Consider the following 14,901-nt stretch of genomic DNA (forward strand, 5'->3'; position numbering starts at 1 on the left):
ACATCGGAGCCCGTTCCGAGGGAGCGCGATATCGTCTCCTGGTGATCGATCCGGGTGCCCCCGCGGCCGCCGCGCCGGACGCGCCGCCGCCCCGTGTCAGCTACCTGGTGTTCCGGCTGGAACGCCGCATCCGCGCCTGCCTCGACGAAGCGCTCGCCCGGCACGGCCTGACGACCACCGCGTACATGGCGCTCAGCGAGCTGCGCCTGCGCGACGCCCCGTCCTCGGCCGACCTGGCCCGCATCGCCTTCGTCACTCCGCAGGCGATGAACCTGGTCATCCGCGATCTCGAACAACGCGGCCTGATCCGCCGCGACCCGCACCCTGGTGGTGGCCGCGCCCTGCGCACCCGCCTCACCCCGAAAGGTCTGAGCACGCTCCGGCGATGCGACCGTTCACTCGACGGCATCGAAGCCGTCATGCTCGCCGAGATCGACGACCCGGACCGCACGACGCTCGCGGAAGCGCTCACGCTGTGCGCCCGAGCCCTCCACCCGGACGCGCGCGGCTCACAGGGAATGCAAGGCCCGCCGTAACGCCTCGATCATGTCCTCGTTCATCCGCCTGGTGAGCGCCGTGTCCGCGATCACGGCGGCGCCGTGGAAGGCGCCCGGATACAGGTGCAACTCGGTGTGGATCCCCGCCTGCACCAGGCGCTGCGCGTAGGCGATGCCCTCGTCGCGAAGGGGATCGAACTCGCAGACCGACACGTACGCGGGAGGCAGGCCGGACAGGTCCTCCGCGCGGGCGGGCGCCGCGTACGGCGAGACCGGCCCGTCCTCGTCGGGCAGGTAATACCGCCAGCTCAAGATCGCGTCGCCCCTGTTCCACATGGGCGTGTCGACGAAGTCCCGCATGGACGGCGTCTCCAGCCGGTCGTCGGTGACGGGCACGTCGAGCAGCTGGAAGCACAGCGGCGGCCCGCCCCTGTCCCGGGTGAGCATCGCCAGCGCGGTCGAGAGGTTGCCGCCGGCGCTGTCGCCGCCCGCGGCGATCCTGCCCGGATCGACGCCCAGCTCGCCCGCCGACGCGTGCACCCACTCCAGCGTGGCCATGCAGTCCTCCAGCGCCGCGGGGAAGGGGTGCTCGGGGGCGAGCCGGTAGTCGACGGCGATCACCAGCGCCGGGATCCGGTCCGCGAAGCGCAGGTTCCTGACCTGGAAGAAGTCCAGCTCGCCCGAGACGAACCCACCGCCGTGCAGATAGATCAGCGCAGGGAGGGGAGCCTCGCTCTCGGGCCTGTAGAGCCGGACCCGCACGTCACCGGGGATCACCCTGTCCTCGACCGCCACCGGCCGCTCCGGCGTGTACTGCGGCAGGAGCTTCGTCATCTTCTCGATGACGGCCGGATCCATGGTGGCGGGGTCGAAGGGCGGCTTGTCCCGCTTGATGAACTCGCTCAGCTCCACGCTGGGGATGGTCTCGACGTACGGGAGCAGGTCCGGATCGTAAGCACGGCTCATGTCGCGTGAGTCAACCGCGTCCAGAAGACCTGGCCAACCCCCTACATCCCCCTCATCAGGCAACGACATCGCGGGCGGTGGCTGCCCCGGCCCACCGCCCGCGTACGGCTCAGCCGGGATAGGGGCGGTTGAACCGGGGCGGGGTGAACGGGACATAGCGGGGGGCGGGGTCGGCCGCCAGGGCCGCCGCACGGGCATTCATCGCCGGGGCGGACGTCGCGGGCCAGTGACCGCTCCGCAGCCGGTCGAGCATGGTCAGCAGCGCCGCCTCCTGTTCCGCCGGCGAGAAGTCGCAGTGGCCGACGGTCTCGGTGTACGTCTGGCGTAGCAGGGAGCCCGCTCCTGCCCGGCGCACCTTCTCCTCGTACGACTGCTGCTGGGCGACGGTGGAGATCTGGTCACCGATGCCGGACACGGTCAGCACAGGGATGCGCAGGTCACCGGTCAGGACGATGCCGCGCGAGAAGCGCTCGACGGCGTCCGGGTCCGCCGCGATGCGGGGCGCCGCGGCCAGGTTGCTCAAGTCGGCCGCAAGGTTCAGACCTGCCGTCTTGTACAGGTCGCGGACGGCACGCCGGAGGGCGGGATCGGCGAGGCTCAGTTGCTTCTCGTAGTCCACACCGGTGTTCCAGGACGGGTTCCCGCCGACCACGTCCATGATCTGGCGTCGGCTGCTCATGGCCTGCCCCACGTAGGGCAGGGGCCCGCCGGCGAGCGCCAGGTAGGCGCCCTGCTGCAACGCGTCGGCGTCCCCTCTGCCCGGAGGCGGCGGCGTGGACCCGTCGGGGTTCCGCCCCCAGGCCGGCAACTGGCCGACAGCGGCGGCCAGCGCGATCCGGGCCCGCCCCTCGGGGGTCTGCTGAGCCGCGGCCAGGGCGTCGATCCATGCCTTCCGGGCCGAGTCGACGTCCTTCGGGATGTCGACGACCGGCAGCCCCGGCGCGACCAGGCGCTCGAGCACGAAGACCGTGTCGAGCTTCTGATTCCACTGGCCGACGGATCCGCCGAGGCCGCCGCACATCGGGACAGCGGCGTCGAAGGTGCCGGGGTGGACCTGGGCGACGCCGGCGGCGACGAAACCGCCCATCGAGGTCCCGGAGTCGATCGCGTACCGTGCCGGGCCGTAGGCGTCCTCGAAGCGGGCCAGCGCCTCGGCCTGGTTGTCGATGGCGGACCGGATGTCCCAGCCGGTGATCGCTCGGCTCGTCCCGCCGCGGGCCACGCCGTCGGCCAGCAACCGCGCGGTCAGGGGCTCGTTCCGGCCCGAGCCGGCGAAGTCGAGGGCGACCACCACGGCGCCGTTCCAGCGGGCCGGGACGACGAACTCGTAGGGCGTGCCGTCGTCGAGGGTGCCGCTGATGCAGGTGGGGCGGGCGGGGGAGTCCGGCAGGCACGGCGTGCCGCCGGGGGGCGTGGCGGCGGAGGCGGCGGTGGCGGTCCCGCTTCCGGCGACGGCCGCCAACGCGAAGGCCAGGCAGGCGATCGTCTTACGGCGGATCACAGCGACAGCCCCTTCGACTCGACCTTCCACCCGTCCTCGGTGCACAGTCCGCAGTCGGGGCCGACGAAGCGCGCCCCGGCGGCCCGGTCCCCGCGCAGGACGTAGTCGAACCAGTCCGCGGCCACCTGCCAGCCCTTGGTGGCCTCGAGACCGGCGATCAAGCCGGTGTGGCCGGCCGCGCTGTCGCTGACCAGGGCGGCCGGGACGTCGAGCAGGGCGTAGTTGTCGATGCTGTTCTGGTGGGCGACATCGTCCGGACCGCCGTTCACCAGCAGCGTCGGAGTGTGCAGATCGGCGAGACGGTCGCGCCCGTAGCCGCCGAAGGCCGGCTCCGCGAGGTATCCGGTGTTGAATCCGGCGACCGCGTCGATCAGGGGGTCGGTCCCGGCGGCGAGGGCTTCGACGCCGCCGCAACTGTGGCCGAGCACTCCGACCCGCGTCGTGTCCACCCGCCCGCCGAACTGCTTGCGGGACTGCTTCGACCCGGTGGCCCAGTGGGCGGCCGCGAGGAGGGCCTCGGGGTGCGCGATCGTGTTCTCGGGGGTGTTGGGGACGGCGAACTCGTCCACCCCGCCGTTGGCCACGACGATGTATCCCTGGGAGGCCAGGCCGGTGAGGAAGGTGATCCCTTCGAGGTTGCTCGTCGCGCAGGCGCCGTTGCCGTAGACGATCACGGGCAGGCTGTCCTTGGGCAGTGCCTTGAGATCGGCCGGCCGATAGACGGTGTGCCCCGGCAAGCCCTCGGCGGCCTCACGCACCGTGGGCAGCACGGCCCGCGTCGAGGCGCCGGCCGAGGGGGTCTTCGGCGGCGGATTCGGGGCGGACGACGCCGCGGTGCCGGAGCCGGCGAGGACGACTGCCCCCGCGGTCGCCGCCAGCAGGATCCGGGCGGTCATGGAGCGGGCAAACATGGTTGCGTTGCCTCCACGGTGGATGGACGGGCAGGGGGTGTTGGCTCGGGGCCCGAAGAGGTCCGCGAATGGCCGGCGGGGCGCCTGGCAGCCGCTGTGAGGCGGATGTCCGCCGTCAACGCAGACGATCGTTCAGCCTTCTGTCATCGATGTCAATCCCCTGTTTGCCGCCTGGACGACGGGGCGGAGTGACCGCCCGCAGTTGTCGGCAGTCGCGTGATCGGCGACCGGCCGCGACCGTCTGGACCTCATGACCTGCGGCGATCTGGTGAGCCTGGCAGCGGATCAAAGCGTGACATTTGGATAACGAGCGCGCGATCAGGCGTTGTCAATATACTCATGACGTGAATGATCGAGAGAGCTCTGAGGCGGAGGGCGTCGATTTTCCGCGCTTCCAGGTGGGCGCACCCCCGCAGCACCTGATCACGACGCTGCTCGGGGACTACTGGATCGGCCGGCCCGAGCAGCTGCCGTCCGCGGCGCTGGTGCGGCTCACCGAGGAGTTCGGTGTCTCCGCCGTGGCGGCCCGGGCCGCGCTCAGCCGCCTGACCAGGCGGGATCTGCTGGAGTCTTCCAAGATCGGCCGGCGCACCTACTACCGCCTGACGGACCGGGCCGCGGCGGTGCTGCTGGAAGGGCGGCAGCGGATCATGTCCTTCGGCCTGGAACAGGGCGCGTGGGACGGACGATGGGTGATGGCGGCCTTCTCCATCTCCGAGGAGCAGCGCGACCTGCGCCACGCGCTGCGCGCCAGGCTGCGCTGGCTCGGCTTCGCCCCGCTCTACGACGGGCTGTGGGTCTCGCCGACCGCGAACGCCGACAGCGCGGCGGCCGTGCTGACCGAGCTGGAGATCCCCATGGCGACGATCTTCCGCGCCGAGGCCCTCGACCTCCCGGGCATGCGCGCCCCGCAGGAGGCGTGGGACTTCGATCAGCTTCGGCGCACCTACGAGGGCTTCGTGGCCCAGTACGCGCCTCTTCTGGAACGCGTCCGCAGGGGCGCGGTCGGCGCGTCCGAGGCGCTGGTCGCACGCACGGGGATCATGGACACCTGGCGGACGTTCCCCAACCACGACCCCGACCTGCCGACGGAGCTGTTGCCGGCCGACTGGCCGCGCGCCGCGGCACGAGACCTTTTCGTGGAGATCTACGACACCCTGGGGCCGCTCGCCGAGTTCCGCGTCAAGCAGATCGTCGCGGAGTTCCAGCCCGAGCTGGCCGAGCTGGTCGCCCACCATCGGACCAGCTCCATCCTCGCGCTCACCTGATCGCTCCCGGCGGTGGGGCGGTGCTTCGGCCCGCCCCGCTCGTCATCGCCTCCGCACAGCCGCCTCTTGACAGGTGTGCATCTCTAGATGTGACACTTATCCCCACGACCGCAGAAATAACTGCAGCATTAGTTGGTCGCGGAAGGATCACCATGAGAATCCCCAGGACCATCCTCGCGGGTACGGCGGCTCTGGCGCTCGCCGGCGTCGCAGCCTGCGGCGGAGGCGACGGCGAGACGCAGCGGCCGGCCGGTGCGACAGCTCTGTACGACGCCCTGCCTGAGGGCATCAAGGAAGCGGGCGTCATCCGATTCGCCGGGGATTCCCACCCGCCCTATCGGATCGTCGCCAACGACGGCAAGACCGTCACGGGCATCGACAAGGAGTTGCAGGACGCCCTCGGCAAGGTGCTGGGGGTCCGCACCGAGATCTCGATCGTCAGCGGCCTGCCCGCGGCGCTGTCCGGCATGCTCGCCTCCAGGTACGACGCCTTCAACGGTCCGGTCAAGGACAGCGCCGAGCGGGAGAAGCAGTTCGACGCGCTCGTGTGGATGGTCACCCGGACCTCCTACCTGATCCCCAAGGCCGGATCCTCGGCCATCAAGAGCTCGAACGACCTGTGCGGCAAGCGCGTCGCCGGCACCGCGGGCAGCATCGTGGAGGACCAGGCCAAGCGCCTGACCGAATGGTGCGCCAAGCAGGGTCAGCCGGGGCTCGACTTCATCGGCTTCGCCGACACCAACGGCACCATCCTCGCCGCCAAGTCCGGCAGGGCCGACGCGGCCGGCATGACCGAGAGCGCCGCGCTCGACGTGCTCGCCAAGGAGAAGGACGCCTTCACGTACGTCACGCAGACCGAGGAGCAGGGCGCCGGCGTCGACCAGCTGGCGATGCTCGTGCCCAAGTCCAGCGGTCTCGGCCCCGTCATGCTCGAAGCGTTCAAGGAGATCTTCAAGAACGGCGAGTACAAGAAGATCATGGACAAGTACGGGCTCCAGAACGTGGCGGTCCAGGAGCCCAAGATGAACACCGCGGCGGCGCAATGAGCGTGGCACCACAGGCCGTGGACGTCGCCGCCGCCCGTCCGCGGATCCGCCCCCTGCGCTGGGTGGCCGGAGTCGTGCTGCTCGTGCTCGTCGCGCAGTTCGCCTGGTTCCTCGTCACCAACCCGCGGTTCGAGTGGCCGGTGGTCGGCAAGTATCTGTTCGACCCGAACGTCCTGCGTGGCCTGGGAATGTCGCTGCTGCTGACCGTCATCGTGATGCTGCTGGGCAGTGTGCTCGGGGTGCTTCTCGCGGCGGGCAGGCTGAGCGGCTTCCGGCCGGTGGCCTGGGCCTGCGGCGGCTACGTCACGATCTTCCGCAGCATCCCGCCCCTGCTCCAGCTGATCTTCTGGTTCAACCTCGGTTACCTGCTGCCGCGGATCCCGCTGGGCGTGCCGTTCGGCCCGACCTTCGTCTCGTGGCCGACCAACTCGGTGATCAGCTCGCTGACCGCGGCCGTCATCGGGCTCACCCTGCACGAGGCCGCGTACATGGCCGAAATCGTCAGGGCCGGCATCCTGGCCGTGGACGGCGGCCAGCGTGACGCCGCCCGCGCCATGGGGTTCACGCCCAGGCAGAGCTTCGTCAAGATCGTGCTCCCGCAGGCGATGCGGGTGATCGTCCCGCCCGCCGGCAGCGAGTTCATCAGCCTGCTCAAGGGCACCTCCCTGGTCAGCGTGATCGCGATGGCCGACCTGCTGTACTCGGTGCAGGTGATCTACAACAGGACCTACGAGATCGTGCCGCTGCTGATCGTCGCCTGCGCCTGGTACCTGGTGGTGGTCACCGCCTTGTCGCTCGGCCAGCGGCGCCTGGAGCGGCACTTCGGAAAGGGGCAGCGGTGAGCGGCACACCGGTCCTGCGCATCCGCGACGTACGCAAGCAGTTCGGCGACCATGTGGCGCTCGACGGAGTGAGCCTGGACGTGCACGAGGGCGAGGTCGTCACCGTGATCGGCCCGTCCGGGTCGGGCAAGTCCACCCTGGCCCGCTGCGTCCACCAGTTGGAGAGCATCGACGGCGGGGCCATGTACCTCGACGGGGAGCTGCTCGGCTACGAGTTCCACCGGGGCCACCTGCGCCCCCTGCCCGACCGGCGCGTGGCCGCCCAGCGCAGTCGCATGGGCATGGTCTTCCAGCAGTTCAACCTGTTCCCGCACTGGAACGTGCTACGCAACGTCGTCGAGGCGCAGGTGCTGGTCCACGGACGGAAGCCGGAGCAGGCACGTGAGGAGGCGCTGCGGCTGCTGGAGCGTGTGGGTCTCGCCGACAAGGCGGACGCCCATCCCCGGCAGCTCTCCGGCGGACAGCAGCAGCGCGTCGCCATCGCCCGGGCGCTGGCCACCAACCCACGGATCATGCTGTTCGACGAGCCCACCAGCGCGCTGGACCCCGAGTTGGTGGACGAGGTGCTGAGCGTCGTGCTCGGCCTGGCCCGCGGCGGCATGACCATGATCATCGTGACGCACGAGATGAGCTTCGCCCGCGAGGTGGCGGACCGGTGCGTCTTCATGGAGAACGGCCGGGTGATCGAGACCGGCACGCCGGAGGAGATCTTCGACAACCCCGCCTCGCCCCGCCTCCGGGCCTTCCTGTCGCGCTTCTCCGGGCGCGCGGCCCGAACCCCGGAAGAACGCCTGCTGGAGGAGGAGACCACCTCTTGAGTTTCACGGTAATGGCCGTCGGCGACCTCATCGTCGACGAGCCCGACCCCGCGTCCTTCTTCGCCCCGGCCCGGGAGACGCTGGGCCGGGGCGATGTGGTGATCGGTCACATCGAGGTGCCCCACAGCACGTCCACCGCTCAGGTCAGCACCGACGTCCCCGCCCCGCCCGCCGATCCCGCCGCGCTCTCCGCGGTCGCCGACGCCGGCTTCCACGTGGTGACGCTCGCGGGCAACCACATCTACGACGTCGGCGACCAGGGGGTGGCCGACACGATCAAGTACGCCACCGAGGCCGGATTGACCACCACGGGTGCCGGCCTGACCCTCGACCAGGCGCGCCGCCCCGCCGTCGTGGAGCGCGACGGGGCGCGGATCGGCGTGCTCAGCTACAACTGCGTCGGCCCCCGCGAATCCTGGGCGACCAGCCGCAAGCCCGGCTGCGCGTACATCAAGGTGCTGACCCACTACGAGCTCGACCACGCCAGCCCCGGCGGGCCGCCCGCCGTCTACACCTTCGCCGACCCCGCCTCTCTGGAGCGGATGGCCGAGGACGTGGCGGCCCTGGCCGCCGAGGCCGACGTCGTGCTGGTGTCGCTGCACAAAGGCGTCGGGCACACGCCCGCCGTCCTCGCGATGTACGAGCGGCCCGTGGCGCACGCCGCCATCGACGCCGGCGCGCACGCCGTGTTCGCCCACCACGCCCACATCATGCGAGGCGTCGAGATGTACCGCGGCCGGCCGATCTACCACGGGCTCGGCAACTTCGTGACCGTCACCCGCGCGTTGACGCCCACCACGGGCGACGCAGGCGAACGGGCCGCGTGGGCGCGCCGCAGAGTCGAGCTGTACGGCTTCGCGCCCGACCCGGACATGCCGTACTACCCCTTTCATCCGGAGAGCAGGAACACGGCGATCGCGGTGTGCCGGTTCGATCGGAACGGCCTGGTCTCGGCCCGCATCGTGCCCTGCTGGATCGACGACGCGGGCCGTCCGGTGCCGCTCGGCGACGACGAGGAGGGACGGCGGGTCGTGTCGTACATCGAGCACATCACACGACAGGCGGGTCTGAAGACGGAGTTCCAGTGGGAGGGAGACGAGGTGGTGCTGCGTGGCTGACCGCCCGCTCGCCGGCCGCACGGTGATCGATCTGACCACCGCACTGTCCGGACCGTACGCGACCCTGTTGCTGGCCGGGCTCGGCGCCCGCGTGATCAAGGTGGAGAATCCGCTGACCGGCGGCGACACCTCGCGCAACAACGCCCCCTATCTCGGTGCGGACGGGCTGACGCTGGGCCGCCACGGGGACGACGACATGTCCGTGTCGATGCTTCTCCGGGGCCGCAACAAGGAGAGCGTCACGCTCAATCTCAAGCACCCCAAGGCCCGGGACCTCCTGGCCGGTCTGGTCAGGGTGTCGGACATCATGATCGACAACTACAGCGCCGGCGTCATGGCGCGGCTCGGCATCGGCCACGACTGGGCGAGCGCGATCAACCCGCGCATCGTGTGCACGTCGATCAGCGGCTTCGGCGCGCAGGGCGGCCCCGGCTCGGGCAAGGCGATGGACACCATCATCCAGGCGCTCAGCGGCGTGATGATGACCGCGGGCGCGCCCGGCGAGCCACCCGTCCGCTTCGGGCTGCCGGTGGGCGACCTCGTCGCGCCGCTGTACGCGGTGATCGGCACGCTCGCCGCGGTCCTGCGGGCCGACGCGACCGGCCAGGGCCAGCACGTGGACGTGTCCATGCTGGGGGCGCTGACCTCGCTGGTCGCGTGCGAGCCGTTCGACGCCTACGAGAAGCTGGGCCTGCCCATGCGCACGGGCACGACCGTGCCCAGGCTGGCGCCGTTCGGGACGTTCCCCGCCGCGGACGGCTGGTTCGCGCTGTGCGGCCCCACCGACGCCTTCGCCCGCGGCCTGTTCGCGGCGATGGGCCGCGACGATCTGGCCGCGGACCCTCGGTACGCCTCACGGGACGCGCGCGTGGCCAACGCCGGCGAGCTGCACAGTCTGGTGGCCTCGTGGGCGGCGGACCGCCCGCTCGCCGAGATCCTCGACGCGCTCACCCGGCACGGCGTCCCCGCCGCCGAGGTGCGTGAGCCCGGCGACGCCGTACGCGACCCGCTCGTGCTGGAACGAGAGGAGGTCGTGCCGCTGGAGCATCCGCGCCACGGTCGTGCCGCGGACCTGTACGGGACCGGCGTGCCGATCCGCTTCTCCGACTCGGAGACGGGGCTCGACCGGTCGGCGCCCGCCCTCGGCGAGCACAACGCCGAGATCTACGGCGGCCTGCTCGGCCACTCCGACGACGAACTCAAGGCCCTGGCCGAGGAGGGGGTGATCTGACATGCCGATGGCGCTCGCCCTGCTGGAGGAGGCGTACGCCCGGCGCGGCGCACCTTCGGCCGCCTCGAAACTCCCGGCCGGCGACCGGACGCCGATCGCCGGCTACGTCGGGGCGGACGTGCCGGTCGAACTGCTGACCGCCGCGGGTCTCCGCGCGCTCCGCCTCACGGGCGACCCGGAGTCCGGCTCCGCGCTCGGAGACCGGTACCTGGGCCTAGGGGTGGACCCGATGGCCCGCTCGGTGCTCACGCGGCTGCTCGCCGGGTCCTTCGGCGACCTGGATCACCTCGTGATCTCGCATGACTGCGAGGCATCCCTGCGGCTGTTCTACGCGCTGCGCGAGCTGCGCCGCGTGGAGCCGGGCACGGGACTGCCCGAGGTGTACCTCGTGGACATCCTGCACCTGCCGCACCGCACGACCGCCCGGTACAACCGTCGCAGGATCGGTGAGTTCGCGGCCAGGCTGGAGGCGTGGACCGGCCGTACTCTCGACCTCGCCGGGGCGGTGGCGGCGCACAACGAGCGGCGCCGCCTGCTGGCCGCCGCCGCCGAGCTGCGCAGGGCGGTGCCCGCCCGCCTGACAGGGCGGCAGTTCCTCGCGGTGGCCAACGCGGTCCTGCCCGTGGACGAGCACATTGCGCTGCTGGAACGGCTGCTGGCCGAGGCGGGACAGCTCGAGGAGCACGCCGGGCGGCGCGTCTTCCTGAGCGGCAGCGACCACGACACGCCACACGTGTACGAGGCCGTCGAGTCCGAGGGCTACGTGATCGTCGGCGAGGACCACTCCTTCGGCGGCCCGTCCCCGGAGGGGCCCAGCAGCTCGGGCGGCCTGGACGCGCTGGCCGAGCACTACCACTACAGCGGTCCGACCGCCCACCGGGCCACCGTGAGCGAGCGCGCCGCCCACGCGGCGAGAGCCGTACGGCACTGCCGTGCCGAGCTCTTCGTCGCCTATTCCAGGGTCGGCGACGAGGCTCCGGCCTGGGACTTCCCCGCCCAGCGGGCGGCTCTCGACATCCCCGCCGTGCTGCTGGAGCGCCAGGAATACGGGCGTGCCGACCTGAGCGCCCTGCGGAAGGAACATCCATGCGCAGTGTGAAATCCCTCGCCACGGCGGCCGAGGCGGGCAGACACCAGCGCGAATGGTTCGCCGACCTGCGCAGGCGGGTCGCCGACGGCGAGCCGTTCGCCCTGCTGAACGCGGACGTCCCGCACGAGATCTTCCGCACGATGGACATCCCGTACGCGGTCAGCCAATGGTGGGCGTCCCTGGTGGCCGCCAAGCAGCGTTCGCAGCACTACCTGGAGCTGGTGCGGCAGCGCGGGTACCCCGACTACTCGGAGCAGTACAACTCGGTCACCCTCGGCTCCGCCTTCGATCCGGAACCGGAGGCCGGTCCGTGGGGCGGTCTGCCCAAACCAGACATCGTCGTCGGAGACGTCACGGGCGACATCACCCGCAAGATCTTCGACATCTGGGGACACGAGCCAGGGGTGACCTTCTACCCGCTGGAAAGCGCCGCCGAGAACGAGGTCCCCGTCAACTGGTGGGAGCTCATGCCGCACCGCTGGGAGCAGGCCATCGGCCCGGCCAGGCTGGACCTGCTCACCGCGGAACTGGAGAACCTCGTGAGGTTCCTGGAGACCACCACCGGCAGGCGGTTCAGCGAGTCGCGTTTCCGCGAGGTGATGGCCCTGGTCGACGAGCAGGAGGAGTGGAACAGGAAGACCCGCGACCTCATCGCCCGCACCCGGCCCGCCCCGCTCGGCGTCGTCGACAGCATCCCCAGCGTCATGCTCCCGCAATGGCACCGTGGCACCGAGTGGGCCAGGGACATCGCCAAGCGTTTCTACGAGGAGGTGCGCGACCGGGTCGAGACGGGTCAGGCCGCGTGCCCGGACGAGCGGGCCCGGTTGATGTGGATCGGCCGCGGCCTCTGGTACGACATGGGCTTCTACCAGCGCTTCCAGGACGAGTACGGCGCGGTGTTCGTCTGGTCGATGTACCTGGCGATCGCCGCCGACGGGTACATCCGCTACGGCGACGACCCGATGAGAGCGCTGGCGGCGCGCTTCGCCGCCTTCGGCGACCAGCTCTACACCCCGCCGTGGTCGAGCGAATGGTACGTGAAGGAGGCCCGCCTGCACGGCATCGACGGCGTGGTCCACCTGGTCTCCGACGATCCCCGCGGCAGCTACTTCACGGCCAGGGCACTGGAGGCGGCCGGGTTCCCGGTGATCGAGATTCACGCCGACAACGTCGACGCCCGCACCTTCGGTGACGAGGTGGTCAAGCGGGTCGGTCAGTGGCTGGAGAACGTCGTCCTCACCTGAAGACATTAGGCAAATATTTGACGATCGTCTTAATATCGTCACACATTCCAATGAGGGGGAATCCCATGGATCTTTCCGGCAAGGTCGCCGTCGTCACAGGTGCGGGCCGCGGGCTCGGCCGCGCGTACGCCGAGGCGCTGGCCGCGGCCGGGGCGGCGGTGGTCGTCAACGACGTGGACGCCGGAGCGGCCGCGCAGGTGGTCGAGGCCATCACCGGTGACGGAGGCAAGGCCGTGGACGTCGTCGCCCCGGTCGGCTCCGCGGAGGCGGCCGAACGACTGGTCGCCACCGCGGTCAAGGAGTTCGGCCGGCTGGACGTGATGGTCACCAACGCGGGCGTTCTGCGCGACCGGGTGCTGTGGAAGATGTCGGACGAGGACTTCGACGCCGTCATCGACGTTCATCTGCGCGGCACGTTCACCTGCGCGCGGGCGGCCGCGGTGCGGATGCGCGAGCAGGGGACGGGCGGCCGGTTGATCCTGATCTCCTCGCCGGCCGGGCAGCGCGGGAACTTCGGCCAGACGAACTACGCGGCGGCCAAGGCCGGCATCGTGGCGATGGCCCGCACCTGGGCGATGGAGCTGGCCAGGGCGAACGTCACGGTGAACGCGGTCGTCCCGGTGGCCGCGACCGAGATGACCAAGACCATTCCCGCGTTCGCGCCGGTCATCGAGGACGCCGAGCGCACCGGGAAGCCGTTCCCGGACTGGCTGCGCAAGGACGAGGGACTGGGCACGGTCGAGGACGTGGCGGGGCTCGTCGTCTTCCTCGCCTCCGACGCCTCCGCAGGCGTGACCGGCCAGGCGATCGGCATCGGCGGGGACCGCCTGGCACTGTGGGCGCATCCGAAGGAGAAGGCCGTCGCGTTCGCCGACGGCGGCTGGACGGCCGAGGCCATCGCCGCCTCATGGGAGGCGGGTGTCGGCGCCGAGCCCGAGACGTACGGCATTCCCGCGCCGAAGGCGCCCGAGGGAGCCTGAGATGCCGGAAATGAACGTGGACGAGCTGACCGCGATCGACGTGCACACCCACGCGGAGATCTCCAAGGACGGGCACGGGTCGCTGAGCCCGGAGCTGTTCGGGGCCTCTGCGGACTACTTCAAGGCGCACGGGCACCGGCAGCCGACCATCGAGGAGATGGCCGCCTATTACCGGGAGCGGAAGATGGCGGCGGTGGTGTTCACCGTGGACGCCGAGCACGCCACCGGGCACCCGCGCATCTCCAACGAGGAAGTCGCGGAGAGCTGCGCCGAGCACGCCGACGTGCTGATCCCGTTCGCCAGCGTGGACCCCTGGAAGGGCAAGGCCGGGGTCCGCGAGGCGCGGCGGCTGGTGGAGGAGTACGGCGTGCGCGGGTTCAAGTTCCACCCGAGCATCCAGGGTTTCTCGCCCGACGACCGCATCGCCTATCCCCTCTATGAGGCGATCCAGGAGCTCGGCGCGATCGCGCTGTTCCACACCGGGCAGACGGGCATCGGCGCGGGCGTGCCCGGCGGTGGCGGGATCCGGCTGAAGTACGGCAATCCCATGCTGGTGGACGACGTGGCCGTGGACTTCCCCGAGCTGCGGATCATCCTGGCCCACCCGTCGTTCCCGTGGCAGGACGAGGCGCTGGCGGTCGCCACGCACAAGCCGTACGTCTACATCGACCTGTCGGGCTGGTCGCCGAAGTACTTCCCGCCGCAGCTGGTGCGGTACGCCAACACGCTGCTGAAGGACAAGGTGCTCTTCGGGTCCGACTATCCGGTGATCACCCCGGACCGCTGGCTGGCCGACTTCGACAAGCTGGACATCAAGCCCGAGGTCCGCCCGAAGATCTTGAAGGACAACGCCGTACGCCTGCTCGGGCTCGGCGGAGCAGAGAGGACGGCAGACAGATGACCACGACGGTGAGCGGGCTGGACGAGATCAGGGCGCTGGCCGGCAGGGATCTCGGCCACGGCGGCTGGCTGGAGATCACCCAGGAGCGGGTGAACGTCTTCGCCGAGGCCACCGGCGACCACCAGTGGATCCACGTCGACCCCGACAGGGCGAAGGACGGACCGTTCGGCGGCACGATCGCCCACGGCTACCTGACCCTGTCCCTGATCATCCCGCTGTTCAACGAGCTGCTGGAGATCCGGGACGTCAAGATGAGCATCAACTACGGCCTGGACAAGGTTCGCTTCCCCAGCCCGGTCAGGGTGGGCTCCAGGATCCGCCTCGCCGGGACGGTCGCCTCGGTCGAGGACATTCCTGGCGACGGCGTGCAGATGACGGTCGACTTCACCGTCGAGGCCGACGGTACGGCCAAGCCGGCCTGCGCCGCCCGGGCGATCTACCGGCACTACGCCTGACCTGTGATCCCTCACCTCACAGGAGGTCCAACA

General features: G+C 70.7%; 15 protein-coding genes. 12 read left to right on the plus strand and 3 right to left on the minus strand.

Going from position 1 to position 14,901, the window contains the following annotated elements; translation table 11 throughout:
* The first annotated feature begins 41 nt into the window (after positions 1 to 41).
* Positions 42 to 536 (plus strand): MarR family winged helix-turn-helix transcriptional regulator, encoded by a 495-nt coding sequence (locus AC27IY_RS18040; RefSeq protein WP_344213725.1) that lies wholly within the window; start codon positions 42 to 44, stop codon positions 534 to 536.
* Here the strand turns inward: AC27IY_RS18040 and AC27IY_RS18045 are convergent.
* The 3 genes from AC27IY_RS18045 to AC27IY_RS18055 all read right to left on the minus strand — a co-directional run bounded on the left by AC27IY_RS18045 (position 510) and on the right by AC27IY_RS18055 (position 3,860).
* Positions 510 to 1,463, minus strand: a complete 954-nt coding sequence (locus AC27IY_RS18045; protein ID WP_449949434.1) for an alpha/beta hydrolase — start codon at positions 1,461 to 1,463, stop codon at positions 510 to 512. The genes AC27IY_RS18040 and AC27IY_RS18045 overlap by 27 nt on opposite strands.
* Before the next feature lie 109 nt (positions 1,464 to 1,572).
* A complete protein-coding gene (locus tag AC27IY_RS18050) occupies positions 1,573 to 2,964 on the minus strand; it encodes an alpha/beta hydrolase family protein (RefSeq protein ID WP_487178622.1) in 1,392 nt (463 codons plus the stop codon).
* Positions 2,961 to 3,860, minus strand: a complete 900-nt coding sequence (locus AC27IY_RS18055; protein WP_487178623.1) for an alpha/beta hydrolase family protein — start codon at positions 3,858 to 3,860, stop codon at positions 2,961 to 2,963. Before AC27IY_RS18055 ends, AC27IY_RS18050 begins: the two co-directional genes overlap by 4 nt.
* A gap of 359 nt (positions 3,861 to 4,219) precedes the next feature.
* Between AC27IY_RS18055 and AC27IY_RS18060 the strand changes: the two genes are divergently transcribed.
* From AC27IY_RS18060 to AC27IY_RS18110, 11 genes are all read left to right on the plus strand, one after another.
* Complete coding sequence (locus tag AC27IY_RS18060; RefSeq protein ID WP_344213717.1) at positions 4,220 to 5,143, plus strand: PaaX family transcriptional regulator; 924 nt, start codon at positions 4,220 to 4,222, stop codon at positions 5,141 to 5,143.
* A gap of 152 nt (positions 5,144 to 5,295) precedes the next feature.
* On the plus strand, positions 5,296 to 6,189 hold the full coding sequence (locus AC27IY_RS18065; RefSeq protein ID WP_487178624.1) for a transporter substrate-binding domain-containing protein: 894 nt from the start codon (positions 5,296 to 5,298) through the stop codon (positions 6,187 to 6,189).
* Positions 6,186 to 7,031, plus strand: a complete 846-nt coding sequence (locus AC27IY_RS18070) for an amino acid ABC transporter permease (RefSeq protein WP_423477474.1) — start codon at positions 6,186 to 6,188, stop codon at positions 7,029 to 7,031. Before AC27IY_RS18065 ends, AC27IY_RS18070 begins: the two co-directional genes overlap by 4 nt.
* Positions 7,028 to 7,849 (plus strand): amino acid ABC transporter ATP-binding protein, encoded by an 822-nt coding sequence (locus tag AC27IY_RS18075; protein ID WP_423451995.1) that lies wholly within the window; start codon positions 7,028 to 7,030, stop codon positions 7,847 to 7,849. Before AC27IY_RS18070 ends, AC27IY_RS18075 begins: the two co-directional genes overlap by 4 nt.
* Entirely contained in the window at positions 7,846 to 8,967 is a 1,122-nt protein-coding gene (locus AC27IY_RS18080; protein WP_487178625.1) for a CapA family protein, read from the plus strand. Before AC27IY_RS18075 ends, AC27IY_RS18080 begins: the two co-directional genes overlap by 4 nt.
* Positions 8,960 to 10,198, plus strand: coding sequence for a CaiB/BaiF CoA transferase family protein (locus tag AC27IY_RS18085; RefSeq protein ID WP_487178626.1), 1,239 nt, complete (start codon positions 8,960 to 8,962; stop codon positions 10,196 to 10,198). Before AC27IY_RS18080 ends, AC27IY_RS18085 begins: the two co-directional genes overlap by 8 nt.
* Before the next feature lies 1 nt (position 10,199).
* Positions 10,200 to 11,297: a 2-hydroxyacyl-CoA dehydratase gene (locus AC27IY_RS18090; protein WP_487178627.1), complete on the plus strand. Its 1,098-nt coding sequence runs from the start codon at positions 10,200 to 10,202 to the stop codon at positions 11,295 to 11,297.
* Positions 11,285 to 12,532: a 2-hydroxyacyl-CoA dehydratase gene (locus AC27IY_RS18095; protein WP_487178628.1), complete on the plus strand. Its 1,248-nt coding sequence runs from the start codon at positions 11,285 to 11,287 to the stop codon at positions 12,530 to 12,532. The genes AC27IY_RS18090 and AC27IY_RS18095 overlap by 13 nt, the downstream gene beginning before the upstream one ends.
* 65 nt (positions 12,533 to 12,597) lie before the next feature.
* A complete protein-coding gene (locus AC27IY_RS18100) occupies positions 12,598 to 13,512 on the plus strand; it encodes an SDR family oxidoreductase (protein WP_487178629.1) in 915 nt (304 codons plus the stop codon).
* 1 nt (position 13,513) lies between these two features.
* Complete coding sequence (locus tag AC27IY_RS18105; RefSeq protein WP_487178630.1) at positions 13,514 to 14,413, plus strand: amidohydrolase family protein; 900 nt, start codon at positions 13,514 to 13,516, stop codon at positions 14,411 to 14,413.
* Positions 14,410 to 14,868: a MaoC family dehydratase gene (locus tag AC27IY_RS18110; RefSeq protein WP_487178631.1), complete on the plus strand. Its 459-nt coding sequence runs from the start codon at positions 14,410 to 14,412 to the stop codon at positions 14,866 to 14,868. The genes AC27IY_RS18105 and AC27IY_RS18110 overlap by 4 nt, the downstream gene beginning before the upstream one ends.
* The last annotated feature ends 33 nt before the right edge of the window (positions 14,869 to 14,901 follow it).

The organism is Nonomuraea sp. B208 (genome assembly GCF_057536035.1).